The following is a 25,496-nucleotide window of genomic DNA, read 5'->3' as shown; positions in this document are numbered from 1 at the left end:
GGCCAATCACTCAGGAGACTAGATAGATGTCAGCTCAACTTGACCAGGTCACGGCCCAAACCGCCAACGATCCGGACGCACTGGAAACCAAGGAATGGCTCGAGGCACTCGAGGCCGTATTGCAGAATGAAGGACCGGAACGCGCCCAGTACCTGATGGAGCGCCTGGTCGACCTGGCGCGCCGCCGCGGCGCCGACATCCCGTTCTCCGCCAACACCGCGTATGTGAACACCATTCCTGCCGACGTGGGCGCGCACTGCCCGGGCAACCTGGAATACGAAGAGCGCCTGCGCTCGTGGATGCGCTGGAACGCGATGGCGATGGTGGTTCGCGCCAACCGTGCCGATGGCGACCTGGGTGGCCACCTGTCCTCGTTCGCCTCGCTGGCGAACATGCTGGGCATCGGCTTCAACCACTTCTGGAAAGCCGCGAGCGAAGAGCACGGCGGCGACCTGCTGTACATCCAGGGCCACTCGTCGCCCGGCGTGTACGCGCGCGCCTACCTGGAAGGCCGCCTGACCGAAGACCAGCTGATCAACTTCCGCAAGGAAGTGGACGGCCGTGGCCTGTCGTCCTATCCGCACCCGAAACTGATGCCGGACTTCTGGCAGTTCCCCACCGTGTCGATGGGCCTGGGCCCGCTGATGGCGATCTACCAGGCGCGCTTCCTGAAGTACCTGCACGCGCGCGGCATCGCCAACACCGACGGCCGCAAGGTCTGGGCCTTCTGCGGCGACGGCGAGATGGACGAGCCGGAATCGCTGGGTGCGATCGGCATGGCCGCCCGTGAAATGCTGGACAACCTGGTCATCGTCGTCAACTGCAACCTGCAGCGCCTGGACGGCCCGGTGCGCGGCAACGGCAAGATCATCCAGGAACTGGAAGGCGAATTCCGCGGCGCCGGCTGGAACGTCGTGAAAGTCATCTGGGGCCCGGGCTGGGACGAGCTGCTGGCCAAGGACAAGGAAGGCATCCTGCAGCGCGTGATGATGGAAACGCTGGACGGCGAATACCAGAACTACAAGGCCAAGGATGGCGCCTACGTGCGCAAGCACTTCTTCGGCAAGCATCCGAAGCTGCTGGAAATGGTCGCCAACATGAGCGACGACGACATCTGGCGCCTGACCCGCGGCGGCCACGACCCGCACAAGATCTACGCAGCGTTCAAGGTGGCGCAGGAAGCCCAGGGCAAGCCGACCGTGCTGCTGGTGAAGACCGTCAAGGGCTACGGCATGGGCAAGTCCGGCGAGGCGCGCAACACCGCCCACCAGACCAAGAAGCTGGACGACGAGGCGATCCGCGAAATGCGCGACCGCTTCAACATTCCGATTCCAGACGACAAGCTGGCCGAGATCCCGTTCTTCAAGCCGTCCGACGACGCGCCTGAAATGAAGTACCTGCACGAGCGCCGCAAGGCCCTGGGCGGCTACCTGCCGGCGCGCCGCATGAAGGCCGATGAAACGCTGGTCGTGCCGCCGCTGGAAGCGTTCAAGAACGTGCTGGAGCCGACCGCGGAAGGCCGCGAGATCTCGACCACCCAGTCGTTCGTGCGCATCATCACCGCGCTGCTGCGCGACCAGAGCCTGGGCCCGCGCGTGGTGCCGATCCTGGTCGACGAATCGCGTACCTTCGGCATGGAAGGCCTGTTCCGCCAGATCGGCATCTTCAACCAGCAGGGGCAGCTGTACGAGCCGGTCGACAAGGACCAGGTGATGTACTACCGCGAAGACAAGGCCGGCCAGATCCTGCAGGAAGGCATCAACGAAGCGGGCGGCATGAGCTCGTGGATCGCGGCGGCCACGTCGTACTCGACCAACAACCGCGTGATGATCCCGTTCTTCACGTACTACTCGATGTTCGGCATGCAGCGCGTGGGCGACCTGGCCTGGGCGGCAGGCGACATGCGCGCCCGCGGCTTCATGATGGGCGGCACTGCCGGCCGTACCACGCTGAACGGCGAGGGCCTGCAGCACGAGGATGGCCACAGCCACCTGTTCGCCGCGGCGATCCCGAACTGCCTGCCGTACGACCCGACCTTCGGCCACGAGCTGGCGGTGATCATCCATGACGGCCTGCGCCGCATGGTGACGGAACAGGAAGACGTGTTCTACTACATCACCATCATGAACGAGAACTACGCTCATCCGGGCCTGAAGGCCGGCCAGGAAGAGGGCATCCTGAAGGGCATGTACCTGCTGCAGGAAGGCGCCGCGAACGCCGGCCAGCGCGTGCAGCTGATCGGCTCGGGCACGATCCTGCGCGAGTCCATCTTCGCCGCCGAGCTGCTGGAGAAGGACTGGGGCATCGCCGCCGACGTGTGGTCCGCGCCGTCGCTGACGCTGGTGGCGCGCGATGGCCAGGATGCCGAGCGCTGGAACCTCGTCAACCCGACCAAGGAACAGCGCGTGCCGTACGTGACCGGCCTGCTGAAGGATACGCAGGGCCCGATCATCGCCACGACCGACTACATGCGCCTGTACGCCGAGCAGATCCGCGCCTTCATGCCGAAGGACCGCACCTACCGCGTGCTGGGCACCGACGGCTTCGGCCGCTCGGACAGCCGCGCCAAGCTGCGCGAGTTCTTCGAGGTGAACCGTTACTACATCACGGTTGCCGCGCTCCGTTCGCTGGCCGACGAGGGCAAGATCGACCTCGCCGTGGTGGAACAGGCCGTCGTGAAATATGGCCTGAACCCGAACAAGCCCAATCCGGTGACCCAATAACGAGAATACGGAGCAAACGCTATGAGCATTGTGGAAGTCAAAGTCCCGGATATCGGTGATTTCAAGGAAGTCGAAGTCATCGAGCTGATGGTGAAGGTCGGCGACACGATCAAGGTCGACCAGTCGCTGATCACCGTTGAATCGGACAAGGCATCGATGGAAATTCCATCGTCGTCGGCCGGGGTCATCAAGGAAATCAAGGTCAAGGTCGGCGACAAGGTCGCCGAGGGTTCGCTGCTGTTGCTGGTCGAAGCCGAGGGCGCGGCCGCCGCTGCTCCCGCCGCCGCGCCGGCACCGGCGCCTGCCGCTGCTGCCGCGCCGGCTCCAGCGCCAGCGCCAGCGCCGGCCGCCGCTCCGGCAGCCGCCGCCGGCCCGGTCGACGTCAAGGTACCGGACATCGGCGACTTCAAGGAAGTCGAAGTCATCGAGCTGATGGTCAAGGTGGGCGACACGATCAAGAAGGACCAGTCGCTGATCACCGTGGAATCGGACAAGGCCTCGATGGAAATCCCGTCGTCGCACGACGGCGTGGTCAAGGAAATCAAGGTCAAGGTCGGCGACAAGGTGGCCGAGGGTTCGCTGGTGCTGGTGGTGGAATCGACCGGCGGCTCGGCTGCTCCTGCCGCCGCCGCTCCCGCGCCTGCCGCTGCTGCTGCTCCGGCACCTGCCGCTGCTGCTCCCGCACCTGCTCCTGCCGCTGCACCGGCGCCTGCCGCCGCGCCGGCAGCCCCGGCAGTATCGGGCAAGCTGGCCCACGCGTCGCCGTCGGTCCGCAAGTTCGCCCGCGAACTGGGCGTGGACGTGGCGAAGGTGCCGGGCACCGGCCCGAAAGGCCGCATCACCCAGCAGGACGTGCAGAACTACGTGAAGGGCGTGATCGCCGGCGCGGCCGCCGCGCCGACCGCGGCTCCGGCCGCGGCTGGTGGCGGTGGTGCGGGCCTGAACCTGCTGCCATGGCCGTCGCTGGACTTCTCGAAGTTCGGCGAAACGGAACTGCAGCCGCTGCCGCGCATCAAGAAGATCTCCGGCCCGAACCTGCACCGCAACTGGGTGATGATCCCGCACGTGACGCAGTTCGAGGATGCGGATATCACCGACCTGGAAGCGTTCCGTGTCGAGACCAACAACGCCAACGCGAAGAACAAGGATGCCGCCAAGCTGACGATGCTGGCCTTCGTCATCAAGGCATCGGCCGCGGCGCTGAAGAAATACCCGGCGTTCAATTCCTCGCTGGACGCGAAGGGCGAGAACCTGATCCTGAAGAAGTACTACAACATCGGCTTCGCCGCCGACACGCCGCAAGGCCTGGTGGTACCGGTGGTGAAGAATGCCGACCAGAAGAGCGTGTCGCAGATCGCCCGCGAAATGACGGAACTGTCGCTGGCGGCGCGCGAAGGCAAGCTGAAGCCGGCCGACATGCAGGGTGCCACGTTCACCATCTCGTCGCTGGGCGGTATCGGCGGCTCGCACTTCACGCCGATCGTGAATGCGCCGGAAGTGGCGATCCTCGGCCTGTCGAAGGCTTCGATGAAGCCGGTGTGGGACGGCAAGCAGTTCGTGCCGCGCCTGATGATGACGCTGTCGCTGTCGTACGACCACCGCGTGGTCGACGGCGCGTCCGGTGCCCGCTTCGCAGTCTACCTGGCAGAAGTGCTGGGCGACATGCGCAAAGTGCTGCTGTAAGGAGCCCGCTACATGAGCATCGTTGAGGTAAAAGTACCGAATATCGGCGACTTCAAGGAAGTCGAAGTCATCGAGGTGATCGTCAAGGTGGGCGATACCATCAAGGTCGACCAGTCGATCGCCACCGTGGAATCGGACAAGGCATCCATGGAGATCCCGGCCACGCACGCCGGCGTCGTCAAGGAGCTGAAGTTCAAGGTGGGCGACAAGGTGAGCGAAGGTTCGCTGCTGCTGTTGCTGGAGGAAGCCGCTGGCGCTGCTGCTCCTGCTGCTCCTGCTGCACCGGCACCGGCTGCTTCGGCACCGGCGGCCGACGTCGCCAAGCCTGCCGAAAAAGGCGAGGCACCGGGCCAGGCGGCGCCGGTGTACGGCGCGCCGGCAGTACCGGCACCGGCGGCACCCGCTGCCGGTCCGGCGCCGGCGGCCGGTTCGTACTCCGGCAATGTCGACATCCAGTGCGACATGATGGTGCTGGGCGGCGGCCCCGGCGGCTACTCGGCCGCGTTCCGTGCCGCCGACCTGGGCCAGAACACCGTGATCGTCGAGCGCTATGCGACGCTGGGCGGCGTGTGCCTGAACGTGGGCTGCATCCCGTCGAAGGCGCTGCTGCACCTGGCTTCCGTGATCGACGAGACGGCCCACCTGGGCAAGCATGGCGTGAAGTTCGCCCGGCCGGAAGTCGACATCGACGAAGTACGCAAGTACAAGGAAGGCGTGATCTCGAAGATGACCGGCGGCCTGTCCGGCATGGCCAAGGCGCGCAAGGTGCAGGTGGTGCAGGGCGTCGGCCAGTTCGTCAGCCCGAACCACATCGAAGTCACCGGCGCCGATGGCGTCAAGAAGGTCGTGCAGTTCAAGCAGGCGATCATCGCGGCCGGTTCTGCTGTCGTCAAGCTGCCATTCGTGCCGGAAGATCCGCGCATCGTCGATTCGACCGGCGCGCTGGAACTGCGCTTCATGCCGAAGCGCATGCTGGTGATCGGCGGCGGCATCATCGGCCTGGAAATGGCCACCGTGTATTCCACTTTCGGCGCGCGCATCGACGTGGTCGAGATGATGGATGGCCTGATGCAGGGCGCCGACCGCGATGCCGTCAAGGTCTGGCAGAAGTACAACGCGCACCGCTTCGACAACATCATGACCAAGACCAAGACCGTCGGCGTGGAAGCGCTGCCGGAAGGGATCAAGGTCACGTTCGAAGCCGCCGAAGCCGGCGCCACCGCACCGGAGCCGCAGATCTACGACATGGTCCTGGTGGCCGTGGGCCGCAGCCCGAACGGCAAGAAGATCGCCGCCGACAAGGCCGGCGTGCAGGTGACCGACCGCGGCTTCATCAACGTCGACAGCCAGATGCGCACCAACGTGCCGCACATCTTCGCCATCGGCGACCTGGTGGGCCAGCCGATGCTGGCGCACAAGGCCGTGCATGAAGGCCACGTGGCCGCTGAAGCAGCCGTCGGCCAGAAGTCGCACTTCGATGCTTCCGTGATCCCGTCGGTCGCCTACACCGATCCGGAAGTGGCATGGGTCGGCCTGACGGAAGACGAAGCGAAGGCCAAGGGCATCAAGGTCGAGAAGGGCCACTTCCCGTGGGCCGCTTCGGGCCGCGCCGTGGCCAACGGCCGCGACGAAGGCTTCACGAAAGTGCTGTTCGACGCTGAAACGCACCGCATCGTGGGCGGCACCATCGTCGGCACGCATGCCGGCGACATGATCGGCGAAATCGCGCTGGCCATCGAGATGGGCGCCGACGGCACCGACATCGGCAAGACGATCCACCCGCACCCGACCCTGGGCGAGTCGATCGGCATGGCCGCCGAAGTGTACGAAGGCGTTTGCACGGACTTGCCGCCGATGCGCAAGCGCTGATCCCGGCTTTCCCGCAGTGCCCCAAACGCCACCTTCGGGTGGCGTTTTTATTGCCCGAAACCGGTGACAGGCTCCATTTTCCGGAAAAGTTGCAAGTGGTAAATCCGGCGACAGGCTCAAGTGCCGCTTGGTCAAGCGTTACCCGACGCTTTGAAAGCGCATGCATTCACCCCAACAGCGAAGTGCTGGGGTCAGACCCGCCGGGTCTGACCCCGGCATCTGCACTTGGGATTGGCTTATTCAAGCGGCATTCAGTGACAGGTCCCATTGTCTAGGAAATGGTGCAAAACAATTGGAGCCTGGAGGGAGCGATGGCATGCATGCCATCACCGCTGTATGGGCGTGGTGCATGCTCCACGAACTCCCCATGAAGCCACCGGTTTTCTTGCAGCATTCAGGCGAAGCGGGCCTGGTACTCGCTGGGCAGCACGCCGAGGTGCTGCATGAAGGCGCGGCGCAGGTTGTATTCGCTGCCGTGGCCGCTGCGCCGGGCGGCTTCCTTGACCGTCATCCGCGGCCGTTCCAGCAGGCTGCACGCGAGTTCCATGCGCAGGCGGGCGAGCAATTGCGCTGGCGTGGCGTCCGCCTCCTGCCGCAGGCGGCGGTGCAGCGTGCGGACGGAGAGGGCGCAGGCGGCTGCCATCTGGTCGATGTCCAACTGCCGAGCGAGGCGGGGGCGCAGCCATGCGGTCAGTTGCGCGGTGACGCCGTCCGGCACCGACTGGGCCAGCAGCTCGGCGCTGAACTGCCGCTGGCCGCCGGGGCGCTTCAGGAACAGCACCATGCGCCTGGCCACCGCCAGCGCGGCGGCGCGGCCAAGGTCTTCTTCGACGAGGCTGAGCGCCAGGTCCATGCCGGCACTGATGCCGGCGGAAGTGCGGAACTTGCCGTCGCGGACGTGGATGGCGTTGTCCTGCACGTCGACCAGCGGATGCTGTTCGCGCAGTGCGGAGACGTCCTGCCAGTGCGTGACGGCGCGGCGGCCATCCAGCAATCCGGCGCGCGCCAGCACGAAGGCTCCGGTGCAGACGGAGCAGCAGCGCGCCGCGTCCTCTCCCGCGCGGGCCACCCAGCGCAACAGCGCGCGTCCTTGCGTCGTCGCGGACGAGGGCAGGGAAGCGCCGCCGCCGCCGGAGACCACCAGCGTACCGCCCGCGAGTCCCCGCCGCGGCAACGGCGCCGCCAACACGCTGACGCCGGCCGACGAGGCAACGGCGCCACCGCCCCGTGCGACCAGGTGGATGCGGTAGGGCTCGGGCCGGCCGGCATCGCGCGCCTCGTCGTTGGCGCTGGCGAAGACCTGGATCGGCCCGGTGGCATCGAGCAGCAGGAAGCCGGGAAACACCAGCAGCCAGACATTGACAGGTGCGACCGGTCCGGTCGGTGCGATGGGGGCCACCGGAGCGACGGGTGCGGTCGCTGTGATGAATGCGGCCGGTGCGGCGGGCAGGGCGGAAGAGCGCGGCATGTGGCAGATATTCAATCATCGCTGTCATTCCTGTCAATTGCGGCCGGGCTATCATCGGCTCCTCGATGAAAGGAGATGCCATGCTCGAACTCAGGCCCAGCTGCGAACACTGCGACAAGGCCTTGCCCCCGCACGCGACGGACGCACGCATCTGCAGCTACGAATGCACGTTCTGCGCCGATTGCGTGGATGGCCTGCTGCGGAACGTCTGCCCGAACTGCGGCGGCGGCTTCATGCCGCGGCCCGTGCGGCCGGCGCGCAACTGGAAGGGCGACAATTACCTCGGCAAGGATCCGGCGCGCACGGAGCCGAAATACCGGCCGGTCGATCCCGCCGCGCATGCGGCATTCGCCGCCGCGATCCACGCCATTCCCCCGCAGGAGCGGTAAGCGGTGCGGGCGTGCGCGGGAAGTGAATGCGCTGTATCGGCAATCCGTCCCACGCCGGGCTCCGCCGGTCACGTTCATTGCGCGGGCGCCGGGGGCGATGCTATCGTCGATGTCCGTTCAACCACCGACACCAAGGAAACCCATGCTGCTGTTCGCCGATGCCCGGTTCACCAGTCCCTATGCCATGTCCGTATTCGTCGCGCTGACGGAAAAGCGCATTCCCTTCGCATTGAAGACTGTCGACCTGGAGACCGGCGCCAACCACGCTCAAGACTACACTGCCCGGTCGCTGACGCAGCGCGTTCCCACGCTGGTCGATGGCGACTTCGCGCTGTCGGAGTCGTCCGCCATCACGGAATACCTGGAACAGCTGCAGCCCGAACCTGCCCTGTATCCGGCGGACCTGAAGACCCGTGCCCGCGCGCGCCAGGTACAGGCCTGGATCAGGAGCGACCTGCTGCCGATCCGGCAGGAGCGTTCGACCAACGTGGTGTTCTACGGCCCGGCCGACGCGCCCCTGTCCGCCGCCGCCGAGGCAGCCGTGGACAAGCTGTTCAAGGCGGCGCAGGCACTGCTGGACCACGGCGGCGACCATCTGTTCGGCGCCTGGACCATCGCGGACGTGGACCTGGCCCTGATGCTGAACCGGCTGGTGCTGAACGGCGATGACGTGCCGCCGGCACTGCGCGACTATGCCGCGCGCCAGTGGGCGCGCGAATCGGTGCAGGCCTGGGTGAACCTGGCCCGTCCGCCACTGTAGCATCGCCGCTCCGCAACGCCGGGGGCGGTGCCGGAAGTCCGGTTTCATACCAGGGAACGTGCCGATGGATTATCCGGCGGGTGTGACGATCCGCGCATTTTCAGGGCCTGGCAAGATGTTAAGATGGCAAGTTTCGCCGTATTGTCATTCTTTATCCGGAAAGCCCCCATGAACAAGCGTTTCATCGCAATCCTGCTGGCCGGCCTGCTGTCGGCCAGCGCGTGGTCGGCGGATGCCGGCGCTGGCGTGTCCGCCGGCCGGCCGGCCGCGCCAGCGGGACGCCCGCTCGTCGTCGACCAGCCGTACAGCGCCACGCACACGTTGACGATGCGCCGCCAGCAGCGCGACGGCGCCGAAGCGACGCACCGGACCGTGACGAAGCTGTACCGCGACAGCGCCGGCAGGGCGCGCCGCGACCTGCTGGACGGCGAGGGCAACCCGACCCACTCGTTCATCATCGACACGGATGGCGCGGTGATCGTGCTGGATCACCGCAACCGGCTGGTCACGAGGCGGGCGGCAAGGCGGGTCGCGCCGGTCATCGACATGTCGGCAGCCGCGCTGCGCAAGGCTGAAGCCAGGCCGCCGGTGGAGTCATTGGGAGAACGCGATATCGAAGGCGTGACGGCGACCGGGGAGAGCACCCGGCACCGGATCAGGACCGCTGCCGGCAGCTTCGAGATCGTCACCGAAAGCTGGACGTCGAAGGAACTGGGCCTCACGCTGCATGTCAGGAACAGCGACCCGAAAGGCGAATCCGTCATCGCCATCAGTGACCTCGAGCGCGGCGAGCCGGATCCTGCATTGTTCGCGGCGCCCGAGGATTACCAGCTGAAGCCCGAGGCCTGAGCCCCAAGGCCCAAGGCCCAAGCATCAACCTCGAGCTTGAATCTTGAAGCCCGGCGCGACCGGGCGCGCCTTCAGCCTTCCTTGTGGTGGAACGGCGCGAACCAGGTCACCAGGAACGATGGAATGGTGGCCGCCATCACGAACCAGAAATAATCCACGTAGCCCATCCACTGCTGCAGGTGGCCGGACACGGTGCCCGTCACCAGCATGCACAGGCCCATCAGGCCGGTGCCGAACGCATAGTGGGTGGTGCTGTACTTGCCCGGCGCGAGCTGCTGCATCAGGTAGATCATGAAGCCCACCGAGCCGAAGCCGTAGAAGAATTTTTCGATCGCCACGCCGGCGCTGATCACCACCAGGTCGGTCGGCTGGTACATCGCCATCAGCAGGAACGTCGCGTTCGGGATGTTGACGGCGCAGCACAGCAGGAACAGCGTGGGCTTCAGGCCCCGCTTGGCGACGAACAGGCCGCCCAGCAGCGAGCCGACCAGCACGGCCACCAGGCCATAGGTGCCGTAGACGATGCCCAGCAGTTCGTTCGACAGGCCCAGGCCGCCCTTGGCCACCGGGTCGACCATGAAGAACGGGCCGATCTTTTCCAGCAGGCCGATGGAGAGCCGGAACAGGAAGGCAAAGCCCACCATCAGCCACACGTCGCGCTTCTGGAAGAAGGTGACGAACGAATCCCACAGGATATGCAGCGCCTCGCGCGGCGAGGTCGGCGCGTTCTCGGCCTTGGCGCCGTCGGGCATGGTGCGCATGTGCCACACCGCCATCACCAGCGTGATGCCGGCGACGATGAAGAACACGATGCGCCAGCTGTCGATCCATTCCGGGCCGAAGGTATTGGCATCGTGGCCGAACACGTTGGTGTGCAGCCAGCCGGACAGGTAGACCAGGCCGCCGGAGGCGACGATCGGGCCGACATTCCACGACAGGCTCTGGATGCCGCAATACAGCGACTGCTTGCGCGAATCGAGCGCCGTGACATACACGCCGTCCGAGGCGATGTCCTGCGTGGCGCCGATGAACGACAGCACGATGAACAGGCCGACCATGATCGCCATGTAGCCGGGCAGCGACATGGCCAGTGCCACGCAGCCGAAGCCCACGCCGATCGCCAGCTGGGCGCACAGCACGAAGAATTTCTTGGTGCGGTACATTTCGACGAACGGCGCGAACAGCGGCTTGACCGTGTAGGCAAAGATCAGGTAACTGGCATACTCGGCGGCCCGGCCGTTGTCCATGCCCAGGTTCTTGAACATGATCGCCGTCACGCTGGTCAGCATGACGTAGGCCAGCGCCATCGTGAAGTACCCGGTGGGTACCCACAGCAGCGGGCTCACCGTGGATGCCGGCACGGCGGTGCCCGCCGGGGGCACCGTGCCTGGCACGGCGGCTTTCGTGTTCATGTTGTCTCCTGTCTCGGTCGTCATCGATTGCAGGCGGCTATGCTGCCGCCGTGCTTGTCATGATAGCGCCAACAATGGCGCTTTTGTCGATCAGCGGCGCTGCATGTCGATGAATTCGCGGTACCACAGCGCGCTGTCCTTCGGCGTGCGTTTCTGGGTCGCGTAATCGACGTGGATGATGCCGAAGCGCTTGGCGTAGCCGGAATTCCATTCGAAGTTGTCCAGCAGGCTCCACAGGAAGTAGCCGCGCACGTCCACGCCCTGGTCCATCGCCGCTTTCAGGGCGGCCAGGTGGCGTTCCACGTAGTCGATGCGCTTGGCGTCGGCGATGCGGCCGTCGACCAGTTCGTGATCGGGATTGGCCATGCCGTTTTCGGTGATGTAGATCGGCGGCAGGTCGTATTCGCCCTTCAGCTTCACCAGCAGTTCGGTCAGGCCCTGCGGATAGATTTCCCAGCCCATGTCGGTGGTGCCCAGGGCGGCCGGCGCCTGGCGCGGCGGCGTTTCCGCGCTGCAGAACGAACGGAAGTAATAGTTCACGCCGAGGAAATCGATCGGCTGGCGGATGATGTCGAAGTCGCCCGCCTTGACTTCCGGCGCGTCGGCGCCATGGCCGCGCAGCGCGTATTCCGGGTAATGGCCCTTGAAGATCGGGTCCATGAACCACTGTACCGAGCGGGCGTATTCCCAGGTGGCGAGATCGCGGTCGGCCTGGCTGTCGGTGGCCGCGTCGGCGGTCCACTGGTTCAGCACGATGCCCAGCTGCGCCGAGCTGCCGACGGCGCGCATTGCCTTCATCGCCAGCCCGTGCGACAGCAGCAGGTGGTGCGACACTTGCACCGACTGCTTGTTGTCCGCCACGCCGGGCGCGAATTGCGCGTTGCCGTAGCCCAGGTTGGCCGTGCACCATGGCTCATTGTGCGTTGCAATCGTTTTCACGCGATTGCCGAAGCGGCGCGCCACTTCCGCCGCATACTCGGCGAAGTGGTAGGCGGTATCGCGGTTCAGCCAGCCGCCTTCATCCTGCAAGGCTTGCGGCAAGTCCCAGTGGTACAGCGTGACGTGGGCGCCGATGTTTTTCTTGTCCAGCTCGTCCAGCAGGCGTTCGTAGAAAGCAAAGCCGGCTTCGTTCCAGGCGCCCTTGCCGGCCGGCTGCACGCGTGCCCAGGCCATCGAGAAGCGGTAGGCATCCACGTGCAGGTCCGCCATGATGCCGACGTCTTCCGCGTAACGGTGGTAGTGGTCGCAGGCCACGTCGCCGTTGCTGCCATCGATCACCTTGCCGGGCGTATGGCTGAACGTATCCCAGATGGATGGGCCCTTGCCATCGGCAGTGGCGGCACCTTCGATCTGGAACGAGCTGGTGGCCACGCCCCACGTGAACGAAGGCGGAAATTGCAGTGTGTCGGTCATTGTCTTAGTCGGCTGGAAGAGAAAAGAGGGCGTGCACGCAAATGCTTGAAAACGATTTCATGCACTGCGGAACATTAGACCGCAAGCCGATTCCCCTGTCAATTACAAAAAATCCAGTCTCCCGCTGCGTTTTTCACCAGCGAAAAAAAACCCGGGAAGTCCCGGGTTTCGCATGTCATGTTTGTTTCGCCCTGCTTGGCGCTGCTTCGCGCTTGCTTATTCGTACTGTCCAGTGCCAGGCACTGTGTTTCAGCTCGCAATGAACCGTGGCGGAATTTCCATGCCGGCGGAAGCCGCATCGGCATACGCACGCAATTCATTGATCGCCAATTCGAGTTGTTCCTGGCTGGGATTGGCTTGGAAACCACGGATGCGTTCATTCAACGCAGCAACTTTCTGCGTCCATTCCAGCCTGTCGAACTTGCTCATAGAGCCTCCCTGCAAAAATATATTCTTGAGGAAACCATTTTCCCCCAGCGGCAGCACATGTTCAGTGCGGCAGCGCACAATTGCGCTGGTCACAAAGGATGAGTTAGCCGCGCCGATGTGTCAAGCCTTGGCACCGTGCAGGAACAGGTCGACGCGCTGTTCGACGAGCAGGGCATCGTCTTGCGGGTTGCTCGGCGGCACGGCAAACAGATAGCGCTTCAGGTGATCGCCCATCAGGCAGTTCATCAGGTGCACGACCAGCTGGTCGGCGGGGATGTCGCGCAGCTGCGTGCGCACGTCGGGCCGGTTGAAATAGCGTTCCAGCGCCAGCCGGGTTTGCCGCGGTCCGGATTCGAAAAAGGCCTCGGCCAGTTCCGGGTCATGGTGCGCCTCGGCGATCACCATGCGGTACAGCTTGATCACCGCGCCGGACGAGACCAGCTTGTGGAAACGCATGCCGAAGTCGAGCAGCACTTCCCGCATGGGACGCTGGTTGGTTTCCAGGTCTTCCATCGTGTCGAAATACACGTCGCGGCCCGAGGCCAGGATTTCTCGAAACAGGCCGCTCTTGCCGCCGAACTTCACATAGATGGTGCGCACGGCCACGCGGGCGCGGCGGGCGATCATCTCCAGGCTCACCTTCGAATAGCCTTTTTCCAGGAACAGCTCGGCGGCGGAACTCAACAGTTCCTGCGTGCGCGCTTCCGCTTCGCAGGCGCGCGGGCGCCCTGCGCTGCGGGCCCCGATCGGGCAGGGGGAATCGGCGGTGATTTGCTCGTCAGACATAAGGCGGGACATCTTCCAGGAGGCGGGGACGCCAAAGGCTATCAGAGGCCGTCACTTTATTCCAGCTAGAAATGAAATGCAACCGTTTCATTTCTTGACTTCAGGCATCCGATCGCCAATAATGCGCCTAGTCCATTTCATTTCTCGGAGCGTTTTCCATGTCCAACCAGGCAGAACAAAAAGTGCTGGCCACCGCTTCGCCGGCCGAACCACAGGGAGCCGCGCCGGCGAAGAAGCCGAACCGCCGCGTGCTGGTCGTTGCCGGCCTGATCGCCGTGGCAGCCATCGCGGGCGGCGCCCGCATGTGGTATCGCAGCGCGCATTTCGTGGAAACGGAAAACGCCTACGTGGCCGGGCACGTGCACCCGGTGTCGTCGCGCATCGCCGGCACGGTGACGAAGGTGCTGATCGACGATAACCAGTACGTCAAGGCGGGCGATGTGATCGCCGAACTCGATCCGTTCGACCAGCGCGTGAAGGTCGAACAGATCCGCGCCCAGATCGCCAGCGCCGAGACCCAGGTGCTGCAGGCCGATGCCCAGGTGGCCCAGGTGAAGGCCCAGGCCAGCGCCAGCGCCGCGCAAGTGAAGCAGTCGCAGGCGCTGCTGGTGCGCGCCAACCAGGATGCGGAACGCTATGGCCAGCTGTACACGAGCCAGATGAAGGCCGTCTCCAAGGCCGAGCTCGATGCCGCCAACGCCGGCCGTGCCAGCGCTGTCGCCGACCTGGCAGCCCGCAAGGACAGCGCCGCCGCGGCCCAGGCGCAGATCGCCGCCGCGGCATCCGCGCGCGACGTGCTGAAGGCGCAGATCGGCGTGCTGCAGGTACAGCTGAAGGAAGCCGAGCAGCAGCTGGCCTACAACCGCATCGTGGCCCCCGTCAGCGGCCGGGTCGGCAAGCGCAGCGTCGAAGTGGGCCAGCGCGTATCGCCGGGCCAGCAGCTGACGGCGCTGGTGCAGGATGACGTGTGGGTGACCGCCAACTTCAAGGAAACGCAGCTGGCGCAGATGCACGCGGGCCAGCCGGTGCACATCAGCGTCGATGCGCTGCCGGGCAGGGAACTGACGGGCCGGGTGGACAGCTTCTCGCCGGCCTCAGGCAACCAGTTCGCGCTGCTGCCGGCCGATAACGCCACCGGCAACTTCACCAAGATCGTGCAGCGCGTGCCCGTCAAGATCACGCTCGACGAGAAGGACCGGAAAGCGCTGGCCGGCCGCCTGGTGCCCGGCATGTCCGTGATCGCCGAAGTGGCGATCGGCGAAACCGCTCCGGCGCACGCGCAGGCCGCGTCGCATGGCCAGCCGCAAGTCCACTAAGCGGAAAGCCCAATGAGTACGCAGACCATGGCCGGCGGCCTGCCCGGCGCCCCGGCCTACGGCCAGGCCGGCGAAGCGGTGTCCGCCCGTACCTGGATCGCGGTTGCCGCCGGCATGCTGGGCGCCTTCATGGCGGTGCTGGATATCCAGATCACCAACTCGTCGCTGAAGGATATCCTCGGCTCGCTGTCGGCCACGCAGGAAGAGGGCTCGTGGATCTCCACCGCCTATCTGGTGGCCGAGATCATCGTCATTCCCCTCACGGCGCTGCTGACGCGGGTCTTCTCGCTGCGCGGCTACATGCTGGGTACCACCGGGCTGTTCCTGGTGTTTTCCACGCTGTGCGGCTTTGCGTGGAACCTGGAAAGCATGATCGCCTTCCGCATGGCGCAGGGCTTCACGGGCGGCGCGCTGATCCCGATGGCGATGACGCTGGTGATGACCAAGCTGCCGCCGTCGAAGCGCGCGGCCGGCATGGCCCTGTTCGGCCTGACGGCGACCCTGGCGCCGGCCATGGGGCCGACGCTGGGCGGCTACCTGTCCGAGCTGTATGGCTGGCCGTCGATCTTCTACATCAACTGGGTGCCGGGCGTGCTGCTAATGGCGGGCATCGCCTATGGCCTGGACAAGGAAAAGTGGCACCTCGACCAGTTGTGGAACGCCGACTGGCTGGGCATGGGCTTCATGGCCATGGGCCTGGGCTGCCTGACCATCTTCCTGGAAGAAGGCAACAGCAAGGACTGGTTCGATTCCGCTTTCATCATCGCCTTCGCCGCGATGGCGCTGGTCGGGCTGCTGGGCTGGGTCATCACCAGCGCGATGCGCGAGCAGCCGTTCGTCAACCTGGGCCTGTATGGGCAGCGCAACTTCCTGGTCGCCACCGTGCTGTCGGCGGTGATGGGCATGGGCCTGTACGGCTCGTCGTTCCTGCTGCCGCTGTTCCTGGGCCAGATCGCCGGCTATTCGCCGATGCAGATCGGCGAAGTGATCATGTGGGTCGGCCTGCCGCAGCTGTTCATCATGCCCTTCGTGGCCAAGCTGTCCTCGAAGATCGACAACCGGATCCTGTGCTCGTTCGGCCTGCTGCTGTTCGGCGGCTCCTGCCTGATGAACGCCTACATGGATGCCAGCACTGGCTACGACCAGCTGATGCTGTCGCAGATCGTGCGTGCACTGGGCCAGCCGTTCGTGATGCTGACCCTGTCGAACTTCGCCATGAACGGCATCGCGCCGAAGGACATGCCGTCGGCATCGAGCCTGTTCAACATGACGCGCAACCTGGGCGGCTCGATCGGCATCGCGCTGCTGGCCACCGCGCTGTCGACGCGCGAGCACTTCCACTCGGCGCGCCTGGGCGAGGCGATCACCAGCTATTCGCTGGCCACGCAGCAGCGGCTCGACCAGATGACGCAGGCCTTCATCGGCCAGGGCTTCGATCCCGCCAACGCGGCCGGCAAGGCGCTGAAGGCGATCGACGGCATCGTGCGGCGCGAGGCCTATGTGATGGCCTACAACGACGGCTTCTTCATCGTCGGCGGCATCCTGCTGTCCTGCATCGCCATCCTGTGGCTGTCGGACAAGGTGGTATCGCCTTCCGGCGCCGGTGGCGGCGGCCATTAATTGGCGGTTAATGAATGGCGTTCATTGAATACAAGAGGTAACACCATGTTCATCAAGCAAAGCATCTCCGTGGCGGTCGCATCCGCCGTCCTGTTCCTGTCCGGCTGCGCCACCGTCGGCAGCGACTTCAAGGCGCCGGCCAGCGTGGCCGATGCCGCCTTCCGCCACGCGCCGCAGGCCACCGGCGCCACCGCACACTTGCAAGGCGTGGATGCCGCGGCAAGCCTGCCACGGCAGTGGTGGAGCGTGTTCGGCGACGCGACGCTGGACCGGCTGGAGCGGCAGGCACTGGCCGACAGCCCGACCGTGAAGGCCGCCGCGCAGCGGCTGCTGCAGGCCGAGGCGCAACTGGGCGTCACGCGGGCCAGCGAACGCCCGCAGCTGAACGTGAGCGCCGGCGTGTCGAATACGCGCACCTCGGCCAACACCGCGCAGGGGATCGCGCAGGGCCGCCGTGCCGTGGCCGGCAACAACTATGCGATCGGCTCGTCGTTCTCGTATGAACTCGATTTGCTCGGCCGCGTGCGCCGCGCCGTGGAAGCGGCCGATGCGCAGGCCCTGGCCGCGCAGGCCGACCGCGATGGCGTGATGGTGCTGCTGACGTCGCAGGTCGCCACGACGTACTGGCAGCTGCGCGGCCTGGACGCGGAAATCGGCATCCTGCGCGGAGCCCTCGAGACGCGCCGCGAAACCGAGGCACTGGTCAATGCGCGCTTCGATGCCGGGCTGTCCAACGAACTCGATACGTCGCGCGCCAAGATCGAGCGCGCCAATGCCGAAGCCGACCTGGAAGAAGCGCAGCGCCAGCGCAACACGCTGGAACACGGCCTGGCCGTGCTGCTGGGCGCCTCGCCGTCGTCGACCGTGCTGGCCGCGACGCCGGGAGCCACCCTGCCGCAGCCGCCGGCGATCCCTGTCGGCCTGCCGGCCAGCCTGCTGGCGCAGCGGCCCGACCTGGCGCAAAGCGTGGCCGTGCTGAAGGCGGCCAATGCCAATATCGGCGTCGCCGAGGGCGCGCTGTACCCGGCACTGAGCCTGACGGGCAATTTCGGCTTCGCTTCCGAGAGCCTGTCCGAGATCGCCAAGGGCGGCTCGCGCCAGTTCAGCTTCGGCCCGCTGGCCCTGTCGCTGCCGGTGCTGGACGGCGGCCGCAACAAGGCCAACCTGGCCGCGGCGCAGGCGCGCTACGACGAAGCGGTGGCCAACCACCAGGGCACGCTGCTCACCGCGCTGCGCGAAGTGGAGGATGCGCTGTCCGACGTGCAGCAGCGCGATCGCCAGGGCAAGGCGCAGGCGGTGTCGCGCGAAGCGGCGGCGCGTGCCTACGAGGTGGCGCGCGCCCGCTACGAGCGCGGCCTGTCGACCTACCTGGACGTGACGGACGCGCAGCGCAGCGCGCTGGCCGCCGACCGTGCCGCGGCGCAGATCGATACGCAGCGGCTGCTGGCCGCCGTGTCGGTGGCGCGCGCGCTGGGCGCGGGCTGGCAGCCGGAAGGCGGGCTTGCCCGGCTGGCCCAGGCAGGCAAGTAAGCTTACGCTGGCGAGGCCGGTGGCCGCCCGGCCGCCGGCCCGGGGCGTTCCGAAGCGTGTTCCACCAGCACATCGATCAGGGCCCGCGCGGCCAGCGACAGGCCGCGGTGCGGCGCATACACCAGCGAGAAGGCGCGCATGCGGCCGCACAGCGCCGGCAGCACCTGCACCAGCCGGCCCGCCGCGATATCGGCGGCGGCCATGAAGTCGGCGCAGATCGCGATGCCGAGGCCCTGCGCGGCCAGCGTGACGACGCCCACCACGTCGTCCGACACCGTGATGCCGGGTGGCGGCACCCAGTCCACGTCCCTGCCGTCGACGCGCAGCAGCCAGGGAATCACGCGGCCGGTGCTGGGCCGCACGAAGCCGATGCAGCGCTGGCGCTGCAGGTCGCCGAAGGTGGCCAGGGGGCCGGCCGTGCGCACGTAGTCCGGCGCGGCCACCAGGATCATCGCTCCCGCTTCCAGCGGGCGCGCGACCATGCTGCTGTCGGGCAGCGGGCCGGAACGGATCGCCATGTCGTAGCCTTCGGCGGCCAGGTCCACGTTGCGGTTCGTGATGTTCAGTTCGACCTGTACGTGTGGGTGCCGGCGCGCGAAAGCGGCCAGCAGCGGCGGCAGCCGGTGGTGGCCATAGCTGGTGGGAACGCTGAGGCGCACCCGGCCCACCAGGCTTTCTTCCTGCCCGGCGCAGCAGGCGATGGTCCGCTCGGCCTGTTCGACCAGGCCGAAGGCGCGGCGCGTCTCGTCCACGTACAGCCGGCCCGCATCCGTGAGGCTCTGGCTGCGCGTGGTACGGCGCAGCAGTTGCGTGCCCAGCCTTGCCTCCAGCCGGGCGATAGCGCGGCTCAGCACCGAGGGCGTGGTGGCCAGCACCACTGCGGCATTGGTCAGCGAACCATGCTCGACGACGCAGAGCAGGGCTTCCACGTCGGCCAGATGATCGAAACGGCGGGCCATCTTTGCCTTTCAAGAACAAATGATTTGTTGAAGAGCCAGTTTATCTGTGCTTCAGCGAAAAATACAATGCCTTCACTCCGTCAAATCAATTTGACACCTCACTTCAAGGAACGACCCATGCCTTTACTGGAAAAACTGCAGTGGCGCTACGCCACCAAGAAAATGGACCCGAGCCGCGCCGTGCCGGCGGACAAGGTGGAACGCATCATCGAAGCGGCACGCCTGGCGCCCACTTCCAGCGGCCTGCAGCCCTATGAAATCCTGCTGGTGACGAATCCGGCGATCCGCCAGCGCATCGCCGAAGTGGCGTGGAACCAGCAGCAGGTCGTCGACGGCTCGCACCTGCTGGTGTTCGCCGCCTGGGACGACTACACGCCCGAGCGGATCAACCAGATGTTCGACTACACCAATGAGGTGCGCGGCTTCAGGAACGAAGGCTGGGAAGCCTACCGCCAGCAGCTGCTGGCCAGCTACCCGCAGCGCGGCGCCGCCGTGAACTTCAGCCACACGGCGCGCCAGGCTTTCCTGGGCCTGGGCGCCGCGCTGATCGCGGCCGCGTTCGAGGAAGTCGACAGCGTGCCGATGGAAGGCTTCGACCCGGCCGCCGTGGACGATATCCTCGGCCTGCATGCGCGCGGCCTGAAGAGCGTGGCGATGCTGCCGCTGGGCTACCGCGCCGACGCGGGCGACTGGCTGGTGGACCTGCCGAAGGTACGCCGTCCCCGCGAGCAGTTCGTCACCGAAGTCGCGTAAGCGGAACGCCGCCTTCCGGCGCACCGTCGCCGAAGCCGGCTCAGGGGCCGAAGCGCTCCAGCAGGAAGTCGACGAAGGTCGTCAGCTTCGGCGTGGCCCGCCGGTCGCGCGAATACACCAGGTGCATCGGGCGCGGCGCGGGCAGCCAGTCCCGCAGCAGCGGAACGAGCCGGCCGGCGGCGATATCGTCGGCCAGGATCAGTTCGGCCTGCATCACGATGCCGAAGCCGTTCAGCGCGGCCATCCGCAGGGCGGCCGTGCTGTTGGCGCGAAAGCGCCCCGGCCGCACCAGGCGGCCATCCTGTTCTCCCTTCAGTTTCCACCTTGCCTGCGGCAGCCAGCCGGTGAATTCCAGGCATTCATGCCCTTGCAGGTCCGCCGGCGTGCGCGGCGTGCCATGGCGTTCCAGGTATGCCGGCGACGCGCAGATCGCCATCCCGTACGGCTTCAGGGGCCGCGCCACCAGCGTCGAATCGGGCAGCGGCCCGATGCGCACGGCGATATCGAATCCTTCCTCCACCAGGTCCACCGTGCGGTCGTTCAGGCTCAGGTCCACCGTCACGTCCGGATAGCGCGCCAGGTACTCCGCGATCGCGGGGCTCAGCCACTGCGCGCCGAACGATACCGGCGCGGTGGCCTTGACCAGGCCGCGCGGCGCGGCGCGCATCGCTTCGGCCACCGATTCGGCGGCGCCGATCTGGGCCAGGATGGCGCGGCATTGCTCGGCATAGCGGCGGCCGATTTCCGTCAGCGCCTGGCGGCGCGTGGTGCGCGTCAGCAGTGCCGCGCCCAGCATCTGCTCGAGCGCCCGGATGTGCTTCCCTACCATGACCGCCGACATCGCGCAGCGCTGCGCCGCGCCGGCGAAGCTGCCCGCATCGACCGCGGCCACGAACACTTCCATGCTGCGCAATTTATCCATTGCAAACCCTCAGTTCGTAATGTCCGTCATGCTAGCGCATTTATTCTTCCGGTGACGGAGAACATACTGGCCGCTCCAACAACTGAAGGAGTGGACATGAAGATCATCGTCATCGGTGCCGCGGGTACCATCGGCAAGGCCATCGTTGAACGGCTGGGGCAGCGGCACGACATCGTCACCGCCGGGCGCGGCAGCGGCGGGCAGCAGGTCGCCATCGACGATTACGCCAGCGTGCAGGCCTTGTTCGCCCGCACGGGGCCGGTCGATGGCGTGGTGGTGGCCGCCGGCGGGCTGCACCTGGGGCCGTTCGCGGAAATGACGCCGGAGCAGTTCCGCATCGGCCTGGACAGCAAGCTGATGGGCCAGGTGCACGTGGCGCTGGCCGCGCAGCATGCGCTGAACGATGGCGGTTCGATCACGCTGACCTCGGGCATCGACGCCTACCACGCGATCCGGCACGGCGCCAACGCGATGGCCGTCAACCTTGGGCTGGAAGGCTTTGTCGCCGGCGCCGCGCTGGACCTGAAGCGGGGCGTGCGCATCAACCTCGTGGCACCGACCGTGCTGACCGAATCCGTGCCGCTGTATGGCCACCTGTTCCCCGGCTTCGAATCGGCCGACGGCAAGCGGGTCGCGCTGGCCTACCAGCGCAGCGTGGACGGCCCGGAGACCGGCAAGGTATACCGCGTCTATTGACGGCCCTACAATGGGACCTTCTCCAACCCAAGCCAAGGTCCCATGAAAAATCTCCTGCTCCCGATGGTGCTGGCCGTGTCGGCTGTCTCGGCTGCGACGGCAATGGCGGCGCCGGCCGATGTCGCCGAATTGACCAGGGCGACGGCGCGGTTCGCGCCGGTCGAGCTGAAAGCCGATACCTCGAAGCTGACACCGGGCGACCGCAAGGCCATCGCCAGGCTGATCGAGGCGGCGCAGGTCATCGACACGCTGCAGCTGCGCCAGCGCTGGGCCCACAACGAAGCGCTGTGGGCGGCGCTGAAACAGGACCGCACGCCCCTCGGCAAGGCGCGCGCCGATTACTTCTGGCTGAACAAGGGGCCATGGTCGACCCTGGATGGCAACACCTCGTTCCTGCCGGCGCAGGTGGCCGGTATCGCCATTCCGCCGAAGAAGCCGGAAGGCGCCAATTTCTACCCGGCCGGCGCCAGCAAGGCGGCGCTCGAGAGCTGGATGAACGGCTTGCCGCCGGCCGACAGGCAGCAGGCCCAGTGGTTCTTCACCACCATCCGCGCCGGCAAGGACGGCAAGTTCGCCACGGTGAAATACTCCGACGAATACAAGCCTGAATTGACCCGGCTGGCGGCGCTGCTGCGGGAAGCGGCGGCCGCCACCGGCAACGCGTCGCTGAAGAAATTCCTCACGCTGCGCGCCGACGCGTTCCTGTCGAACGATTACCTGCCGTCCGATTTCGCGTGGATGGATCTCGATTCGGCGGTGGACGTGACGATCGGCCCGTACGAGACGTATAACGACGAACTGTTCGGCTACAAGGCCGCGTTCGAAGCGTATGTCAGCATCCGCGACGACGTGGAAACCGCCAAGCTGGACTTCTTCGCCAGGCATATGCAGGAGATCGAGGACAGCCTGCCGCTCGATGCGAAATACCGCAATCCCAAGGTGGGGGCGGTGGCGCCGATGGTGGTCGTCAACCAGGTGTTCGGCGCCGGCGACGGCAACATGGGCGTGCAGACGGCCGCCTACAACCTGCCGAACGACGAGCGCATCATCAGCCAGCGCGGCTCCAAGCGCGTGATGCTGAAGAACGTGCAGGAAGCCAAGTTCAAGGCCACCCTGACCCCGATCGCGAAGCTGGTGCTGCGCCCGCAAGACCAGCAGGACCTCGACTTCAATTCGTTCTTCACGCACATCCTGGCGCACGAGATCACGCACGGCCTGGGCCCGCACAGCACGCAGGGCGGCAAGTCGACGCCGCGCCAGGACCTGAAGGATGCCTATTCGACCATCGAGGAAGCCAAGGCCGACGTGACGGGCCTGTATGCGCTGGCGACGATGATGGAAAAGGGCCAGCTGAAGGATACGCTGGGGCAGGGCGAGGCGGCCGAGCGCAAGCTGTACACCACGTTCCTGGCCTCGGCCTTCCGCACGCTGCACTTCGGCCTGGCCAGTTCGCACGCGCGCGGCATGGCGATCCAGGTCAACTACCTGCTCGACCAGGGCGGTTTCGTGGCGCATGCCGACGGCACGTTCTCGGTCGACTTCCGGAAGATCCGCCAGGCCGTGACGAGCCTCGACCGGGAATTCCTGGCGATCGAAGCCACCGGCGACTACGCCCGGGCGAAGGAGATGATGGCGAAATACGTGGTGATCCGGCCCGAGATACAGCGCGCGCTGGACCGGATGAAGTCGATCCCGAACGATATCCGCCCGTCGTTTCCCACCGCCGCCGCGCTGATGGCGCAATGACCGGGAAAACCGGCAAGACCGGTAAATAGCAGCAGCACCGTGGCGGGCAGGCCTGCCTGCCACGGATTTCCCTTCCTCCGTGTTGGCGCGGCCCCACAGGGCATTTGCGCATCCGCAAGTTCACTCATCCCGATGCAATTTCTTGCCGGGGCCGGTGCTACCGTCGACGCATTGCCCCCAGTAAATAACCAGGCGGCAGTCACCAGTGGTGCTGCAAGCCTGCAATGGCCATTAAATATCCGGCAAACTTGTAAGTTTCAGTAAGGAAATATTTTGTAACAGCGGCCCTTCGGCTGTTACAAATTGCCGGGCGGCATGTATAGTGATTCTTCCCGATGGAGTACTTCATGCCGACGCTCTTCCGCTTTCTCGTCCTTGCCGCAGTCCCCGCGCTGCTCACCACCGCCACCGCTGGTGCCGCCCAACTCACCGCACTGGAAACGCGCTGGCTGGCCGCGGCCACGCCGGTCCTGACCTATGCGAAAACCCTGCGGCTGCCGATCGATATCATCGTGCAGCCCAAGGCCGGCCCGAACGACGTTCCGCTGGCGATGGGGTTCGCCGATGGCCGCTGCAAGCTGGTGCTGTCGATGCGGGGCAATCCCCACGCGGAAACCATCCTGGACGACGTGGCCGACGAGCGGCGCGACGTGCTGATCGAAGCGATGGCGGCGCACGAGGTCGGCCATTGCTGGCGTTATGCGCAAGGCAGATGGCATGCGCTGCCGGCCGGCTTCACCGAAGTGGGCCAGGAAGTGGCCGACAACCCGGCCTTGCTGGAAATGTCGAAACAGATGCGAGAAACGCGCCGCGAGGAAGGGTTCTCGGACCTCGTGGCGCTGGCGTGGACACAGCAGCGCCATCCGGAACAGTACGCGCATGTGTACGGCTGGATGCGCAAGGTCCGCGATGACCAGCCGACCGCGCACGGGTCGCACGATACCCGCGCGTGGCTGCAGCTGGCGCCGCACGGCGGTGTCTTCGCCGCCGGGGCCGGGCCGTTCGAGCAGGCCAGTGCACTGTGGAGCAAGGGCTTGCTCGTACCTGAGTAACAAATCGACAACAATCCCCGACCTGTGTTCGCCCGCGCACAGAAGGAAGGCTTGCGGTAGCGTTTAATCGTCCCTGCCAACCATCCTAAGGGGACTATCATGAAAAAAGCCGCATTCATCACGCTGGCACTGGTCAGCGCATTCGCCACCGCCCAGACCGCGAACAACTCGGCCTACAAGGCGGCACACGACAAGGCCGAAGCCAACTACAAGGCCGCCAAGGAGCGCTGCGAAAAGCTGAAGGATAACGCCCAGGACGTGTGCGAAGAGGAAGCCAAGGTCGCCCAGGCCCAGGCTGAACGCGACGCCGTGGCGAAGCACAAGAACACCGGCAACGAACTGCAGCGCGCCGACCGCAAGCTGGCCGAAGCCAAGTTCGAGCTGGCCCAGGAAAAATGCGACGACCTGTCCGGCGACGCCAAGGATTCCTGCCAGGCCCAGGCCCGTTCGATGAAGGCCAACATGGCCGGCGCGACGGCCGGCGATGGCCGCACCGCCGTGCTGGTCGATAACGGCACCGGCGCCGCCGTGGCCGGCAGCGCCGCCGACGTCCGCGACCGCACCGCTGCCGCCGCCGACCGCGCGGGCGACCGTACCGCCGCCGCCATGGACCGTGCCGGCGACCGCACCGCAGCCGCCACCGCGAATGCCCGCGACAAGGCTTCCGACATGGCCGCCAATGCCAAGGAAAAAACCTCCGATATGGCCGCCAATGCCAAGGAAAAGACCGCTGACGCGACCGGCACCGCCAAGGCTGCGATGTCGGACACGATGATCACGGCCAAGGTGAAAGCCGACATGGCCGCCGACAAGACCGTGAAAGCGATGGACGTGCACGTGGAAACCCAGAAGGGCGTGGTGATGCTGAGCGGCTTCGTGCCGTCGAAGGCGGAAGCCGAACGTGCCGTCGAACTGGCCAAGGGCGTGCAGGGCGTGACGGACGTGAAGAGCTCGATCCAGGTCAAGAAATAAGCTTCAACGAGGACTTCGGTCTCTCCGGTCTGGCCCGCGCGATGCGGGCCTTTTTTTTGAAGGCGCGCCGGCGCGCCCGCGCCGCGCGATACCAGCTATCGCAATTGACGGCTTCGCCGCCAGCCGCAACGTCGGTAAGCTCGTTGGTC

The 25,496-nt window shown here is 66.0% G+C and carries 21 protein-coding genes; 14 read left to right on the top strand and 7 right to left on the bottom strand.

The window, feature by feature from the left end:
* Positions 1-26: 26 nt before the first annotated feature.
* Genes aceE through lpdA form a run of 3 tightly spaced genes read left to right on the top strand, consistent with a single transcriptional unit; the run spans position 27 to position 6,275 of the window.
* Positions 27-2,723 (top strand): pyruvate dehydrogenase (acetyl-transferring), homodimeric type, encoded by a 2,697-nt coding sequence (gene aceE / locus OU994_RS27185; RefSeq protein ID WP_131144213.1) that lies wholly within the window; start codon positions 27-29, stop codon positions 2,721-2,723.
* A gap of 21 nt (positions 2,724-2,744) precedes the next feature.
* Positions 2,745-4,406 carry a dihydrolipoyllysine-residue acetyltransferase gene (gene aceF, locus OU994_RS27180; protein ID WP_281608449.1) on the top strand — a complete coding sequence of 554 codons (1,662 nt, stop codon included), beginning with the start codon at positions 2,745-2,747 and terminating at the stop codon, positions 4,404-4,406.
* 12 nt (positions 4,407-4,418) lie between these two features.
* Positions 4,419-6,275, top strand: coding sequence for a dihydrolipoyl dehydrogenase (gene lpdA, locus OU994_RS27175; protein ID WP_281608448.1), 1,857 nt, complete (start codon positions 4,419-4,421; stop codon positions 6,273-6,275).
* A gap of 394 nt (positions 6,276-6,669) precedes the next feature.
* Here the strand turns inward: lpdA and OU994_RS27170 are convergent, their stop codons facing one another.
* Positions 6,670-7,743 carry a GlxA family transcriptional regulator gene (locus OU994_RS27170; RefSeq protein ID WP_281608447.1) on the bottom strand — a complete coding sequence of 358 codons (1,074 nt, stop codon included), beginning with the start codon at positions 7,741-7,743 and terminating at the stop codon, positions 6,670-6,672.
* An 80-nt stretch (positions 7,744-7,823) separates the two neighbouring features.
* Between OU994_RS27170 and OU994_RS27165 the strand changes: the two genes are divergently transcribed.
* The 3 genes from OU994_RS27165 to OU994_RS27155 all read left to right on the top strand — a co-directional run bounded on the left by OU994_RS27165 (position 7,824) and on the right by OU994_RS27155 (position 9,741).
* Positions 7,824-8,132 (top strand): DUF1272 domain-containing protein, encoded by a 309-nt coding sequence (locus tag OU994_RS27165; RefSeq protein WP_281608446.1) that lies wholly within the window; start codon positions 7,824-7,826, stop codon positions 8,130-8,132.
* Between the two features lie 142 nt (positions 8,133-8,274).
* Positions 8,275-8,892 carry a glutathione transferase gene (gene yfcF, locus OU994_RS27160; protein ID WP_281608445.1) on the top strand — a complete coding sequence of 206 codons (618 nt, stop codon included), beginning with the start codon at positions 8,275-8,277 and terminating at the stop codon, positions 8,890-8,892.
* A 168-nt stretch (positions 8,893-9,060) separates the two neighbouring features.
* Positions 9,061-9,741, top strand: a complete 681-nt coding sequence (locus OU994_RS27155; protein ID WP_281608444.1) for a hypothetical protein — start codon at positions 9,061-9,063, stop codon at positions 9,739-9,741.
* Positions 9,742-9,812: 71 nt separating this feature from the next.
* Here OU994_RS27155 and OU994_RS27150 read toward each other — a convergent pair whose 3' ends face one another.
* From OU994_RS27150 to OU994_RS27135, 4 genes are all read right to left on the bottom strand, one after another.
* Positions 9,813-11,048, bottom strand: coding sequence for an MFS transporter (locus OU994_RS27150; RefSeq protein WP_281611731.1), 1,236 nt, complete (start codon positions 11,046-11,048; stop codon positions 9,813-9,815).
* A gap of 195 nt (positions 11,049-11,243) precedes the next feature.
* Complete coding sequence (locus OU994_RS27145; RefSeq protein WP_281608443.1) at positions 11,244-12,566, bottom strand: GH1 family beta-glucosidase; 1,323 nt, start codon at positions 12,564-12,566, stop codon at positions 11,244-11,246.
* Positions 12,567-12,815: 249 nt separating this feature from the next.
* Entirely contained in the window at positions 12,816-12,995 is a 180-nt protein-coding gene (locus OU994_RS27140; protein ID WP_131144221.1) for a hypothetical protein, read from the bottom strand.
* Between the two features lie 120 nt (positions 12,996-13,115).
* The gene (locus OU994_RS27135) at positions 13,116-13,781 is read right to left on the bottom strand and encodes a TetR/AcrR family transcriptional regulator (RefSeq protein WP_281608442.1); all 666 of its coding nucleotides are present in this window, start codon (positions 13,779-13,781) and stop codon (positions 13,116-13,118) included.
* Positions 13,782-13,939: 158 nt separating this feature from the next.
* Here OU994_RS27135 and OU994_RS27130 point away from each other — a divergent pair, with 158 nt between their 5' ends.
* The 3 genes from OU994_RS27130 to OU994_RS27120 are packed head-to-tail and all read left to right on the top strand — an operon-like array spanning position 13,940 to position 18,247.
* On the top strand, positions 13,940-15,097 hold the full coding sequence (locus OU994_RS27130) for an HlyD family secretion protein (RefSeq protein WP_281608441.1): 1,158 nt from the start codon (positions 13,940-13,942) through the stop codon (positions 15,095-15,097).
* 12 nt (positions 15,098-15,109) lie between these two features.
* Complete coding sequence (locus OU994_RS27125; protein WP_281608440.1) at positions 15,110-16,717, top strand: DHA2 family efflux MFS transporter permease subunit; 1,608 nt, start codon at positions 15,110-15,112, stop codon at positions 16,715-16,717.
* A 45-nt stretch (positions 16,718-16,762) separates the two neighbouring features.
* Entirely contained in the window at positions 16,763-18,247 is a 1,485-nt protein-coding gene (locus OU994_RS27120; RefSeq protein ID WP_281608439.1) for an efflux transporter outer membrane subunit, read from the top strand.
* A gap of 2 nt (positions 18,248-18,249) precedes the next feature.
* On the opposite strand, the gene OU994_RS27115 is transcribed toward OU994_RS27120, so the two are convergent.
* Positions 18,250-19,206 (bottom strand): LysR family transcriptional regulator, encoded by a 957-nt coding sequence (locus OU994_RS27115; RefSeq protein WP_281608438.1) that lies wholly within the window; start codon positions 19,204-19,206, stop codon positions 18,250-18,252.
* Positions 19,207-19,323: 117 nt separating this feature from the next.
* On the opposite strand from OU994_RS27115, the gene OU994_RS27110 reads away from it, so the two are divergent.
* Complete coding sequence (locus OU994_RS27110) at positions 19,324-19,959, top strand: nitroreductase family protein (protein ID WP_131144227.1); 636 nt, start codon at positions 19,324-19,326, stop codon at positions 19,957-19,959.
* Positions 19,960-19,999: 40 nt separating this feature from the next.
* On the opposite strand, the gene OU994_RS27105 is transcribed toward OU994_RS27110, so the two are convergent.
* Positions 20,000-20,881 (bottom strand): LysR family transcriptional regulator, encoded by an 882-nt coding sequence (locus tag OU994_RS27105; protein WP_281608437.1) that lies wholly within the window; start codon positions 20,879-20,881, stop codon positions 20,000-20,002.
* Positions 20,882-20,977: 96 nt separating this feature from the next.
* Between OU994_RS27105 and OU994_RS27100 the strand changes: the two genes are divergently transcribed.
* The 4 genes from OU994_RS27100 (at position 20,978) to OU994_RS27085 (ending at position 25,347) form a co-directional block, all read left to right on the top strand.
* On the top strand, positions 20,978-21,577 hold the full coding sequence (locus OU994_RS27100) for a short chain dehydrogenase (RefSeq protein WP_281608436.1): 600 nt from the start codon (positions 20,978-20,980) through the stop codon (positions 21,575-21,577).
* 42 nt (positions 21,578-21,619) lie between these two features.
* On the top strand, positions 21,620-23,323 hold the full coding sequence (locus OU994_RS27095; protein ID WP_281608435.1) for a hypothetical protein: 1,704 nt from the start codon (positions 21,620-21,622) through the stop codon (positions 23,321-23,323).
* A 347-nt stretch (positions 23,324-23,670) separates the two neighbouring features.
* Positions 23,671-24,375, top strand: a complete 705-nt coding sequence (locus OU994_RS27090) for a hypothetical protein (protein WP_281608434.1) — start codon at positions 23,671-23,673, stop codon at positions 24,373-24,375.
* A 99-nt stretch (positions 24,376-24,474) separates the two neighbouring features.
* Complete coding sequence (locus tag OU994_RS27085) at positions 24,475-25,347, top strand: BON domain-containing protein (protein WP_281608433.1); 873 nt, start codon at positions 24,475-24,477, stop codon at positions 25,345-25,347.
* Positions 25,348-25,496 lie beyond the last annotated feature (149 nt).

It is taken from the genome of Pseudoduganella sp. SL102, assembly GCF_027856995.1.
Lineage (GTDB): Bacteria > Pseudomonadota > Gammaproteobacteria > Burkholderiales > Burkholderiaceae_D > Rugamonas > Rugamonas albidiflava.
Note: the sequence above shows the minus strand (reverse complement) of the source record. Positions and strands in the feature narration are given on the sequence as shown.